The organism is Streptomyces sp. NPDC003036, assembly GCF_040611175.1.
Taxonomy (GTDB): Bacteria; Actinomycetota; Actinomycetes; order Streptomycetales; family Streptomycetaceae; genus Streptomyces.
On sequence record NZ_JBEXNO010000002.1, the window covers coordinates 87,629 to 99,447 of the forward strand.

At 74.2% G+C, this 11,819-nt stretch carries 13 protein-coding genes; 8 read left to right on the forward strand and 5 right to left on the reverse strand.

Going from position 1 to position 11,819, the window contains the following annotated elements; all coding sequences use genetic code 11:
- Positions 1-125: 125 nt before the first annotated feature.
- Positions 126-452 (forward strand): DUF5955 family protein, encoded by a 327-nt coding sequence (locus ABZX67_RS01995; protein ID WP_355352946.1) that lies wholly within the window; start codon positions 126-128, stop codon positions 450-452.
- A gap of 97 nt (positions 453-549) precedes the next feature.
- Here ABZX67_RS01995 and ABZX67_RS02000 read toward each other — a convergent pair whose 3' ends face one another.
- On the reverse strand, positions 550-1,134 hold the full coding sequence (locus tag ABZX67_RS02000; protein ID WP_355352949.1) for an XRE family transcriptional regulator: 585 nt from the start codon (positions 1,132-1,134) through the stop codon (positions 550-552).
- 123 nt (positions 1,135-1,257) lie between these two features.
- Between ABZX67_RS02000 and ABZX67_RS02005 the strand changes: the two genes are divergently transcribed.
- The 3 genes from ABZX67_RS02005 to ABZX67_RS02015 all read left to right on the forward strand — a co-directional run bounded on the left by ABZX67_RS02005 (position 1,258) and on the right by ABZX67_RS02015 (position 3,574).
- A complete protein-coding gene (locus ABZX67_RS02005; RefSeq protein ID WP_355352952.1) occupies positions 1,258-2,094 on the forward strand; it encodes an EamA family transporter in 837 nt (278 codons plus the stop codon).
- 83 nt (positions 2,095-2,177) lie between these two features.
- On the forward strand, positions 2,178-2,825 hold the full coding sequence (locus ABZX67_RS02010) for an FMN-binding negative transcriptional regulator (RefSeq protein ID WP_355352955.1): 648 nt from the start codon (positions 2,178-2,180) through the stop codon (positions 2,823-2,825).
- A 41-nt stretch (positions 2,826-2,866) separates the two neighbouring features.
- A complete protein-coding gene (locus ABZX67_RS02015) occupies positions 2,867-3,574 on the forward strand; it encodes a phenylalanine--tRNA ligase beta subunit-related protein (protein WP_355352958.1) in 708 nt (235 codons plus the stop codon).
- A 5-nt stretch (positions 3,575-3,579) separates the two neighbouring features.
- Here the strand turns inward: ABZX67_RS02015 and ABZX67_RS02020 are convergent, their stop codons facing one another.
- Both ABZX67_RS02020 and ABZX67_RS02025 read right to left on the reverse strand, forming a co-directional pair.
- Complete coding sequence (locus tag ABZX67_RS02020) at positions 3,580-4,200, reverse strand: response regulator transcription factor (protein ID WP_355352961.1); 621 nt, start codon at positions 4,198-4,200, stop codon at positions 3,580-3,582.
- Complete coding sequence (locus ABZX67_RS02025; RefSeq protein WP_355352964.1) at positions 4,197-5,390, reverse strand: sensor histidine kinase; 1,194 nt, start codon at positions 5,388-5,390, stop codon at positions 4,197-4,199. Before ABZX67_RS02025 ends, ABZX67_RS02020 begins: the two co-directional genes overlap by 4 nt.
- A 112-nt stretch (positions 5,391-5,502) precedes the next feature.
- Here ABZX67_RS02025 and ABZX67_RS02030 point away from each other — a divergent pair, with 112 nt between their 5' ends.
- Together ABZX67_RS02030 and ABZX67_RS02035 are read left to right on the forward strand one after the other, a co-directional pair.
- Entirely contained in the window at positions 5,503-6,573 is a 1,071-nt protein-coding gene (locus ABZX67_RS02030; RefSeq protein ID WP_355352967.1) for an ABC transporter permease, read from the forward strand.
- Positions 6,570-7,286, forward strand: a complete 717-nt coding sequence (locus tag ABZX67_RS02035) for an ABC transporter ATP-binding protein (RefSeq protein WP_355352970.1) — start codon at positions 6,570-6,572, stop codon at positions 7,284-7,286. Before ABZX67_RS02030 ends, ABZX67_RS02035 begins: the two co-directional genes overlap by 4 nt.
- A gap of 4 nt (positions 7,287-7,290) precedes the next feature.
- On the opposite strand, the gene ABZX67_RS02040 is transcribed toward ABZX67_RS02035, so the two are convergent.
- Positions 7,291-8,103: an IclR family transcriptional regulator gene (locus ABZX67_RS02040; protein ID WP_355352973.1), complete on the reverse strand. Its 813-nt coding sequence runs from the start codon at positions 8,101-8,103 to the stop codon at positions 7,291-7,293.
- Positions 8,104-8,431: 328 nt separating this feature from the next.
- Here ABZX67_RS02040 and allB point away from each other — a divergent pair, with 328 nt between their 5' ends.
- On the forward strand, positions 8,432-9,784 hold the full coding sequence (allB, locus tag ABZX67_RS02045) for an allantoinase AllB (protein WP_355352976.1): 1,353 nt from the start codon (positions 8,432-8,434) through the stop codon (positions 9,782-9,784).
- A gap of 5 nt (positions 9,785-9,789) precedes the next feature.
- Complete coding sequence (gene alc / locus ABZX67_RS02050) at positions 9,790-10,902, forward strand: allantoicase (protein ID WP_355352979.1); 1,113 nt, start codon at positions 9,790-9,792, stop codon at positions 10,900-10,902.
- Between the two features lie 130 nt (positions 10,903-11,032).
- Here alc and ABZX67_RS02055 read toward each other — a convergent pair whose 3' ends face one another.
- Complete coding sequence (locus ABZX67_RS02055; RefSeq protein WP_355352982.1) at positions 11,033-11,770, reverse strand: SDR family oxidoreductase; 738 nt, start codon at positions 11,768-11,770, stop codon at positions 11,033-11,035.
- Between the last annotated feature and the right edge of the window lie 49 nt (positions 11,771-11,819).

The following is an 11,819-nucleotide window of genomic DNA, read 5'->3' on the forward strand; positions in this document are numbered from 1 at the left end:
GCGCGCGCCGGTGCGCGGACCGTTAATCTGTCCGCAACCGTCCGGTATCCGACCACCACCGCGGCGGGTTTGCGAGACCGCACAGGGGTGTGCGTGTGAGGGGGAAGAGAGCAGTGTTGCGAAGCATGGGGCAGAAGGGTGCGACCGGCGGCGGCACCGGCGAGGGCGCCGAGGACCCGAGGGTCACGGAGCTGCGCTCCGCCGTCGCCCGCCTGCGGCGGGAACTGGCCGCCCATCCCGCCGAGTTCCTGGACCGCGGGATCGCCGAGGAGGAACTGGCCGCGCTCGCCGCGATGGCCCGCGACGGCGCCCCCGAGGTCCCGCGCCTGCGCCGCTCCCTGCTGCTGATCGCCGGCGCCGTCGGCTCGGTCAGCGCCCTCGGCGCCGCCCTCACGGGCGTACGCAACGCCGTGGAGCTCTTCGGGGGACCGCCGGGGTCGGCGAGGGAGTGACGGAGAACCCGTCTCATCGGGGATGCCGTCGGCCTGTCCTCCTCCGCGCCGGCGGCACCGCCATATCGAGGCGAGGCCTTGCCCCGCGGCCCGCGGGTCAGCTCGGAGAGGCCGGGCCGGGCGGCAGGTGGACGGTCATGATCAGGTGGCAGGGGCCGTCGCCCGCGCCGCGGTAGGTGTGGGGGGCGTCGCCGTCGAAGGCGGCGGTCTGCCCGGCCTCGACCGGATGCTCGACGCCGTCGACGATCAGGGTCATCCGCCCTGACGTCACGCTGACCGTTTCGACGACCCCCGCCTGGTGGGGGTGGCTCGGGTACTCCTCGCCCGGGTGGAGCCGCCAGCGCCAGACCTCGACCGGGGCGGCGCCCGACGTCGTCAGCATGAGCCGGGCCTCGCTGCCCTGTTCGCCCACCCACAGGGGCCTCACGGCGTCGGCGGACACCACGCGGACGCGGCCTTCGGCCGGCCCCTCCAGCAGGGCGGACACCGAGACGCCGAGGGTGTCGGCGAGCCGGACCAGGGTGGCGAAGTTCGGATTCCCCTGGGCCTTCTCCAAGCCGACCAGAGCCCCCTTGCTGACCTTCGCGCGCCGGCCGAGCTCGTCCAGGGAGAGGCCCGCGCGGGTGCGAGCCGTACGGACGTTGTGGGCCAGCGTGCGGAGGGCCGCCTCTGTCTCGGTCATCCGGTCACCATCCTCGCGAGTGGATCACTTGAATGCACCGTCCGGTCGTTTGGTTGACAACGAGCGGTCGTTTCAATGTACGGTCTAGTCGTTCCACTGCAAATGGTAAGGGATGTACGTACCGTGATCGCTCTGCTCCTGGCCCTGGGCAGCTCCCTGGCCTACGGGTGCGCCGACTTCCTCGGCGGTCTCGGCGCCCGCAAGGCCCACGTCCTGCGCACCGTGATGATCGCCGCCCCCGCCTCGCTCGCCGTCGAGCTGGTGCTGTGGCCCGTGCTCGGCGCCTCGTTCAGCGCCGGCGCAGTGGCCTGGGGCGCCGCGTCCGGTGTCGCCTCGGCCGCTGCCTTCGCCCTGCTCTACCGGACGCTGGCGATCGGCCCGATGAACGTCCTCTCGCCCATCACCGCGCTCGTCTCCGCCATGCTCCCCGTCGGCGTGGGCCTGCTCCAGGGCGAGCACCTCGGCCTCGCCGGCCTTCTGGGCCTGCCGCTCGCGCTGGCCGCCGTGGTGCTGGTCAGCGCCGGGCACGGCGCCGGGTCGGCCCGCCCGTCCCGTACGGCGCTGCTGCTGGCCTTCGGCGCGGGCGCCGCCATCGCCCTCCAGCTGGTCTTCCTGCACCAGGCACCGTCCGACAGCGGCGTCGCCCCGCTGATCATCGGCCGCGCGGTCTCCTCGGCCGTCACCCTGGCCGCGGCCGCGCTGATGTTCCGCAGGCTCGGGACGGAGCGGCCCGCGTACGCGATGTCGGCCGCCGCCGGCGTGCTGGACTCGGTGGCGAACCTGCTGTTCCTCCTCGCCGCCCGCAGCGGGGACCTCGCCGTCGTCGCCGTCATCACCGCCCTCTACCCGGCCGGCACCGTGCTGCTCGCCCGCGGCGTCCTCGCCGAGCGCATCCACCGCGGCCAGCTCGTCGGCCTCGGCACCGCCGCCGTCGCCGTCAGCCTCCTCGCCCTGACCTGATCTGACCTGACCCGCCGCACCACCGCACCCCGCACCACCGCACCCCGCACCACCGCACCCCGCACCACCGCAAGGAGCCCCGCGTGTTCATCCAGCCCTGGGACGCGAGCCTGGACGAAGCCGAATGGCAGACCTGGATCGCCGACGGCCATGACTTCGGCATCCTGAGCGTCAACGGTCTGCCCGGCCGGCCACCGGCCGCCGTCCCCACGCACTTCACCGGCGAGCCCGGCCACCTCCTGATCCACCTCGCCCGCCCCAACCCCGCCTGGCACGCGATCGAGCACGACCCGAACGTCCTCTTCACCGCCTTCGGCGACTACGCCTTCATCCCCGGCCCCTGGCGCGCCAAGCCGGACACCCCGCCCACCGACGGCGTCCCCACCAGCTACTACACCGCCGTCCAGTTCACCTGCCGCGCCACGATCGTCGACGAGCCCGAGGCCAAGGCCGAGCTGCTGCGACGCCAGATGGCCCACTTCCAGCCCGACGGCGACCACGCCCCCCTCACCGTCGACCAACCCCCGTACGGTCGGCTGCTCCCGGGCATTCGCGGCCTGCGCCTGGAAGTGACCGACGTACGCGCCAAGTTCAAGTACGACGACCAGAAGCCCGTCGAGCACCGCGCCGCCGTCGCCGACCGCCTCACCGCACGCGCCGAGGGCCTCGACCTCCCCACCGCCGCCCAACAGCGCCGCCGCCTGGACCGCATCGGCCCCTGGACGCCTTGACCACCCACCCTCGTACGGACGAAGGAACGGCAGCCCCTCCCATGACCACCTTCCGCATCGCCCCCGCCGTCGCGGACGCCTTCCCCGACACCCGCATCGCCCTGGTCACCGCCACCGGCCTGCGCGGCCGCGCGTCCTGGCCGGGCACAGCCGCCGCCCTGGAGGCACTGGAACAGCGGCTCGCCGACGGCGCCTGGCGGCCCGCCGACGAGACCGACCCGCGCATCGAGGCGTGGCACGCCGCCTACCGCTCCTTCGGCACCAACCCCCGCCGCGTCCGCCCCAGCGTCGACGCCCTCGGCCGCCGGATGGCCAAAAGGGGCACCCTCCCGCGGATCAACCCGGCCGTCGACTCCTACAACGCCGTCTCTGTGCGCCACGGCCTGCCCGCCGGCGCCTTCGACCTCGACCACGTGCACGGCGACGTCGACATCCGGTACGCGGACGGCTCCGAGGAGTTCACTCCGCTCGGCGAACCCGGCACCGTCGAGCACCCCAAGCCCGGTGAGATCGTCTACGCCGACAGCACCGGCGTCCTGACGCGCCACTGGAACCACCGCGACGCCCACCGCACCCGTGTCACCGAGGACTCCGCCCGCGTCGCGTTCGTCCTCGAAACACTCCACGCCACCCGCGACGGCCACCTCCTCGAGTCGGCAGCCGAGGAGCTGCGCGGCCTGCTCGCCCCGCACACCGACCGGACCGGGGTGCACCACCTCACTCCGGAACGGCCCCAGGCCACCGTCTGAAGGCGTCAGCGGCGGATCAGGCGGCGCTCCCTCGCCGCCGCCACCGCCGCCGTGCGCGAGTCCACGCCGAGCTTCGCGAAGACGTGCACCAGGTGCGACTTCACCGTCGCCTGGCTCAGGAAGAGCCGCTTGCTGATCTGCTGGTTGGACAGGCCCTCGCCGACCAGCTGCACCACCTCCAGCTCGCGCTTCGTCAGCGCCTGCGCCGGGGTGCGCATCCGGTCCATCAGGCGGTGCGCGACCGCCGGCGCCAGCGCGGACTGGCCGGCCGCCGCCGTCCGCACCGCCGCCGCCAGCTCCTCCGGGGGCGCGTCCTTGAGCAGGTAGCCGCTCGCGCCCGCCTCGACGGCCGCGAGGATGTCGGCGTCCGTGTCGTACGTCGTCAGCACCAGCACCCGTGGCGCGCCGGCGCGCGCGGTGATCGCGGCCGTCGCCTCCGCACCGTCCATCCCGGGGCCGAAGCGCAGGTCCATCAGGACCACGTCCGCGTCCGGGGCGAGCTCCACGGCGCGCTCGGCCGTCGCGGCCTCGGCGACCACCGTGAAGTCCGGCTCCGTGTCGAGGACGGCGCGCAGGCCGGCCCGTACGACGGGATGGTCGTCGGCGAGCAGCAGGCGGATCGTCATGCGGCCTCCCCCCGAGGCAGAGGCAGTGGCAGCGGCAGCGGAAGGGCGACGGCCACGGCCGTGCCCTGGCCCGGCGCGGACTCCACGGTGAAGGTCCCGCCGAGCGACTCCGCCCGCGAGCGCATCGCCGGGAGCCCGAACCCGCCCCCGGGGGAGGGGGTGGAGGCGGCGGGGTCGAAGCCCTTGCCGTCGTCCACCACGTCCAGCGTGACGGAGGCGTCCATGAAGGTGAGCGTGATCTCGGCGCGCTCGGCACCCGCGTGCCGCACCGTGTTCGCCAGTGCCGACTGGGCGATCCGCAACAGCGCCACCTCGTACGGCCTGGGCAGCGGCAGCGGCGTACCGCTCACGGAGAAGCGCACCCGGGGCCCCGGCTCCGGTCCCGGTCCCGGCTCGCACAGCCGCTCCAGCGCCGCCGCCAGCGAGCCGCGCTCCAGGTCGGCCGGTGCCAGCGCCCGCACGAACCGCCGCGCCTCCGCCAGGTTCTCCTGCGCCGCGCGGCGCGCCCGCTCGATGTGCACGGCCGCCGGGGAGCCGCCCGGCAGGGCACGCTCGGCGGCCCGCAGCAGCAGCTGGATGGAGGACAGGCCCTGCGCGAGCGTGTCGTGGATCTCGCGCGCCAGCCGCTCCCGCTCCGCGAGCGTGCCCGCGTGCCGCTCCGCCGCCGCGAGCTCCGCCCGGGTCGCGATCAGCTCCTCGATGAGCCGCCTGCGCCGCTCGCTCTCGCGGTACAGCGCCTGGTAGCCGAGGACCGTCGCCACCGCGACCGCCGCCCCCAGCAGCGGCCCGATGAACGCCCCGGGGTTCAGCGGCGCGCCGTGGTGGACGTACGACAGGATCGCCGCGCCCGCGGTGGCGGCCACGGCGGGCAGGGACCACCGCACCGGCAGCAGGTGCAGGTGCAGGAAGTACAGGGGGAACGCCGCCCACAGCCCGTCGGGCGTCAGGCCCAGCAGCACCAGCCAGGCCGCGCCCAGCACGCCCAGCCACAGCGCGGCGGCCGGCACCGAGGTGCGTACGGGCCGCAGGACCGAGCCCGCCGCGTACACCGCGCCCATCAGCGCGGCGGCCGCCGCCACGGCCGGGTCGCCGGAGGACCGCAGCGCGGCGAGGGCCAGCAGCCCCGCCAGCAGCAGATGGAGGCAGAGGCGCAGCACGCGCAGGACGGGGGTGAGGGAACGCGGATCCATGACCCGTCCAGGGTAGGCAGCAACGCCGCCGCCGCCCTCAACCGAAAGTTTGATGCCCGGGCCGTCCGGCGCGCGATGCGGCGCCGGGCGAGACGTCGGCAGGCTGGGCGGCATGTTCGTGGCATGGAGAGATCTGCGGTCCGCCAAGGGGCGGTTCGCGCTGATGGGCACGGTGATCGTGCTGATCACCCTGCTGGTGGGGCTGTTGTCGGGGCTGACGGCCGGGCTCGCGCGGGAGAACGTCTCGGCGATCACCGGGCTGCCGGCCGACCGGCTCGCCTTCGCCGCCCCGCCCCCCGGCCGGTCGGTGTCCTTCGCCGACTCGGCCGTCCCCGAGAGCGCCTGGCGCACCTGGTCCCGGCAGCCCGGCGTCACCGCCGCCGAGCCCCTCGGGATCAGCACCCTGAACGCCACCGCCGCGGACGGCCGCACGGCGGCCGTCTCCGCCTTCGGTACGGCGCCGGGCGCCGGGCTCGCCCCGCAGAGCGCGAAGCTCGGGCCCGGGAAGGCGGTCCTGTCGCGGTCGGCGGCCGACGAGCTCGGCGTGGCCGGCCCGGGGGACCGCGTACGACTGGGCTCCCGGGAGCTGACCGTGGTGGCGGTCGCGGGCGACGCCTCGTACAGCCATACGCCGGTGGTGTGGACGTCGCTGGCCGACTGGCACGCCTCGGGGCGCACGGGTGCGACGGTCGTCGCCCTGCGGGGCGCGGGGATCGACGCGGCGGCGGGGGACCGGGCCGCCGGTACGCGGACGCTCGGCGTCGACGAGGCGCTCACCGCCATCGGCTCGTACCAGGCGGAGAACGGCTCGCTCCAGCTGATGCGCGGCTTCCTGTTCGTGATCTCCGCGCTCGTCATCGGGGCCTTCTTCACGGTGTGGACGATCCAGCGCGCCGGCGACGTGGCCGTGCTGAAGGCGCTCGGCGCTTCCACGCCGTACCTGCTGAAGGACGCCCTCGGGCAGGCGGCGCTCATGCTGGCCGGCGGGACGCTGCTCGGGACGGGCCTGGCGGTGGGCGTCGGCGCCCTGGTGAGCGGGAGCGACGTGCCCTTCGTGCTGGAGCCGGCGACCGTCCTCGTACCGGCCGCCGTGATGATCGCCCTGGGGATGCTCGGGGCCGCCCTGTCCATCCGGCGGATCACCGCCGTCGACCCGCTGACCGCGCTGGGGAGCGCCCGATGAGCCTTCTTCTCGACCAGGTGACCCTGACCTATCCGGACGGCGACGGGCGGGTCACCGCGCTCGACTCCGTCTCGCTCGCCGTCCCGCCCGGCACCCTCACGGCGGTCGTCGGCCCGTCCGGCTCCGGCAAGTCCAGCCTGCTCGCGGTGGCCGCGACGCTGGTGACCCCGGACCGGGGGCGGGTGGTGGTCGCCGGGACCGACACCAGCACCCTCGACCGGGCGGGCAGGGCGGCCCTGCGGCGCACGCGCATCGGGATCGTGTTCCAGCAGCCGAACCTGCTGCCGTCGCTCACGGCCGCCGAGCAGTTGACGGTGATGGCCCACCTGTCGGGTGGCTCGGACTCGCGATCGGGCTCGGGCCGGAAGAGCCGCGGGGCTGCCCGGGCGCGGGCCCTGGAACTGCTGGACGCCGTCGGTCTCGCCGACCAGGCCGGGCGGCGGCCGCACCAGCTCTCCGGAGGTCAGCGCCAGCGCGTGAACATCGCGCGGGCGCTGATGAACGACCCGGCCGTGCTGCTGGTCGACGAGCCGACCAGCGCGCTCGACCACGAGCGGGGCGCGGCGGTCCTGGACCTGCTGGTCACGCTGACCCGGGCACGCTCCACGGCCACCGTGCTGGTGACGCACGACCGCGCCCACCTGGACCGGGTGGACCGCACGGTAACGGTCCGGGACGGCAGGCTGTCCGAGCCGCGGCCGGTCCGGCTCTGAGGCCTCAGCCCTGGCCGTTGGCGGCGGCGGTGTTCGCCAGGGCCGTCGACAGGTCCTGCGCGACTTCCTGGAGGATCGGGACGATCTTCTCCGTCGCGGCCTCCGTCACCCGGCCCGCCGGGCCGGAGATGGAGATCGCGGCGGCGGTGGGGGAGTCGGGCACCGAGACCGCGATGCAGCGCACCCCGATCTCCTGCTCGCTGTCGTCGACCGCGAACCCGGCCTCCCGCACCTGCACCAGGGCGTCCAGGAAGCCCTCCGGCGTGGTGATGGTCTTCTCGGTCGCGGCCGGCATCCCGGTACGGGCGAGCAGCGCGCGGACCTCCTCCGGCGGGGTGTGCGCGAGGAGCGCCTTGCCCACGCCGGTGGAGTGCGGCAGCACGCGCCGGCCGACCTCGGTGAACATGCGCATCGAGTGCTTGGAGGGCACCTGCGCCACGTACACGATCTCGTCGCCGTCGAGCAGTGCCATGTTCGCGGTCTCGCCGGTCTCCTCGACGAGGCGGGCGAGGTACGGGCGGGCCCAGGTGCCGAGCAGCCGCGACGCGGACTCGCCGAGGCGGATGAGGCGGGGGCCCAGCGCGTACCGCCGGTTGGGCTGCTGGCGTACGTAGCCGCAGGCGACCAGCGTCCGCATCAGGCGGTGGATGGTGGGCAGCGGCAGTCCGCTGCTGGACGAGAGCTCGCTCAGGCCGACCTCGCCCCCGGCGTCGGCCATCCGCTCCAGGAGGTCGAAGGCACGCTCGAGGGACTGCACACCGCCGGTCGCGGGGGCGGGCTTGGCGGCGTCGGTGGTGCTGGCGCTGGACGTCGGCACGGCACGGTCCTTTCGGGGCGGATGGGCAAGTCAGCAGCCTACCGGGCCGTCCCGCCGGGCACATCGCCCGCAGTGGGACGTCTTTGCCGGTCAGGGGCCGTTTGTCCGGGTGCTCGCCGGGATCGGGGGCTGCTCGCCGGACCTCCCTCTGTGGGTAGCTACGTTCCCTTGAATGAAATTATCTTTCCACTTTATGGAAACATCCAAGCCGCCCGCACGCCACCCGGGCCGCCCCCGGGGGGCCTCTTGACGGCGCCGGATCCGGAGTGAAGACTCCATCGCAAGCTTCAACAGTTCGTTGAAGTTCCTCTGCTGTAGGACGATGTGGATGGAGAACGACGGGAACGTGGACGTGAATCTGGTACTGCGCTCGACGCGCGTCATCACCCCCGAGGGGACGCGCGCCGCCTCGGTCGCCGTCGCCGACGGCAGGATCGCGGCGGTGCTGCCGTACGACGCCGAGGTGCCCGCCGGCGCCCGCCTGGAGGACGTCGGCGACCACGTCGTCCTCCCCGGCCTCGTCGACACCCACGTCCACGTGAACGACCCGGGCCGCACCGAGTGGGAGGGCTTCTGGACCGCCACCCGCGCGGCGGCGGCCGGCGGCATCACCACCCTCATCGACATGCCGCTCAACTCCCTCCCGCCCACCACGACGGTCGACAACCTGCGTACCAAGCAGGAGGTGGCCCGGCCCAAGGCCCACATCGACGTCGGCTTCTGGGGCGGCGCCCTGCCCGACAACGTCAAGGACCTGCGGCCCCTGCACGACGCCGGCGTCTTCGGCTTCAAGTGCTTCTTGTCGCCGTCCGGCGTGGACGAGTTCCCGCAGCTCGACCAGGAGCAGCTGGCCGCCTCGCTCGCCGAGATCGCCGGCTTCGGCGGCCTGATGATCGTGCACGCCGAGGACCCGCACCACCTGGACGCGGCCCCGCAGAAGGGCGGCGCCAAGTACGCCGACTTCCTCGCCTCCCGGCCGCGCGACGCCGAGAACACCGCCATCGAGAACCTCATCAACCAGGCCCGGCGGCTCAACGCACGCGTCCATGTCCTGCACCTGTCCTCCAGCGACGCGCTGCCGATGATCGCCGCCGCCCGCCGCGAGGGCGTCCAGGTCACCGTCGAGACCTGCCCGCACTTCCTCACCCTCACGGCCGAGGAGGTCCCGGACGGGGCGACGGAGTTCAAGTGCTGCCCGCCGATCCGCGAGGCGAGCAACCAGGACGCCCTGTGGGAGGGCCTCGCGGACGGGACGATCGACTGCATCGTCTCGGACCACTCGCCCTCCACCGCGGACCTCAAGACCCCCGACTTCGCCACCGCCTGGGGCGGCATCTCCTCCCTCCAGCTGGGCCTGCCCGCCATCTGGACCGAGGCCCGGCGCCGCGGCCGCAGCCTCGAGGACGTCGTCCGCTGGATGTCCACCGCCCCGGCGCGCCTCGCGGGCCTCGGCCAGAAGGGCGCCATCGAAGCGGGCCGCGACGCCGACTTCGCCGTCCTCGCGCCCGACGAGACCTTCACCGTCGACCCCGCCGAGCTGCACCACCGCAACCGGGTCACGGCGTACGCGGGCAAGACCCTGCACGGCGTCGTGAAGTCCACCTGGCTGCGCGGTGTGCGCATCGCCGACAACGGCACCCTGGCCGAGCCGAGTGGCCGGCTCCTCGAAAGGACCAAGTGACACCCGTGACCGCCATACCCAGCTTCACCGGCGACGCGAACCCCTACGGCGGCGGCGACCCGTACGCCGACTACCGCACCGCCGACTTCCCCTTCACCAGCCTGGTCGACCTGGCCGACCGCCGCCTCGGCGCGGGCGTCATCGCCGCCAACGACGAGTTCTTCGCCGAGCGCGAGAACATGCTCAAGCCCGAGCCCGCCGAGTTCGACCCCGAGCACTTCGGCCACAAAGGCAAGATCATGGACGGCTGGGAGACGCGCCGCCGCCGCGGTGTCTCCGCCGACGAGCCGCACCCCACGGCCGAGGACCACGACTGGGCGCTCGTACGCCTCGGCGCCCCCGGCGTCGTACGCGGCATCGTCGTCGACACCGCCCACTTCCGCGGCAACTACCCGCAGGCCGTCTCCATCGAGGCGACCTCGGTGGCCGGCTCCCCGTCGCCCGATGCCCTCCTCGCCCCCGACGTGAAGTGGACGACGCTCGTCCCGCGCACCGCCATCGGCGGCCACGCGGCCAACGGCTTCGCCGTCGACGTCGAGCAGCGCTTCACGCACCTGCGCGTCAACCAGCACCCCGACGGCGGCATCGCCCGCCTGCGCGTCTACGGCGAGGTCGCCCCCGACCCGGCGTGGCTCGGCGTGCTCGGCACCTTCGACGTCGTGGCGCTGGAGAACGGCGGCCGCGTCGAGGACGCCTCCGACCGCTTCTACTCGCCGGCCACCAACACCATCCAGCCGGGCCGCTCCCGCAAGATGGACGACGGCTGGGAGACCCGCCGCCGGCGCGACAAGGGCAACGACTGGATCCGCTACCAGCTGGTCGAGCAGTCCGCGATCCGCGCGGTCGAGATCGACACCGCGTACCTCAAGGGCAACAGCGCCGGCTGGGCGGCCCTCTCCGTACGCGACGGCGAGAGCGGCGAGTGGACCGAGTTCATGGCGCGCACCCGCCTCCAGCCGGACACGAACCACCGGTTCGTCCTGCCGGAGCCGGTCGTGGGCACCCACGTCCGCATCGACATCTACCCCGACGGCGGCATCTCCCGCCTGCGGCTGTTCGGCTCGCTGACGGACGAGGGCGCGAAGCGCCTGGCGGCCCGCCACGAGGAGCTCAGCTGACCGCATGACCCGGGCAGCACGACACCTGCCCGTACGCGAGCGGCGCACCGGCCCGACAGCACCGGTGCGCCCTCGCGCCTTCTCACGCCCGCGCGCCTGCCGTACGGACGGCTACGCCCCATGCCTGCCGCTACGCCGCGTGGCCGCCGTCCACCGCGAACTCCGCGCCCGTCACGTACCCCGCCTCCTCACCTGCGAGGTACGCCACCATCGACGCCACCTCGTCCGGCACGCCGAAGCGCCCCAGCGCCGTCATCGCGCTCTGGCCGTCCGCGTACGGACCGTCGGCGGGGTTCATGTCGGTGTCGACAGGCCCCGGGTGGACGATGTTCGCCGTGATGCCCCGGCCGCCCAGCTCCCGCGCCAGCGCCCTGGTCAGGCCGGACAGCGCGGACTTGCTCATCGCGTAGAGCGTTCCGCCCGGCCCCGGGACGCGCTGCGTCATGCACGTACCGATCGTGACGATCCGCCCGCCGCGCCCCATGCGGGCGGCCGCCGCCCGGGAGGCCAGGAACACGCCCCGGACGTTCACCGCGAGGACCCGGTCCACGTCCGCGAGCGTCAGGCTCTCCAGCGGGCCGAGCACCCCGACCCCCGCGTTGTTCACGAGCACGTCGAGCCGCCCGCCGCCCAGCTCCCCGGCGGCGCGCTCCACCGCGTCCGCCGCGCCGGCCGCGTCACCCGCGTCCGCGCGCAGGGCCAGCCCGCGCCGCCCGGTCGCCTCGATCCTCCGCACGACCTCCTGGGCCGCCTCCTCGTCGCGTACGTAGGTGAGGGCGACGTCCGCGCCCTCCCGGGCCAGCCGCAGCGCGATCGCGGCGCCGATGCCGCGGCTGCCGCCGGTGACCAGAGCTGCCCTGCCGTTCATGGTGACCTCCCTGCTTGTGGGTGCGGGCTCCATCACATCGGGGGAGCCG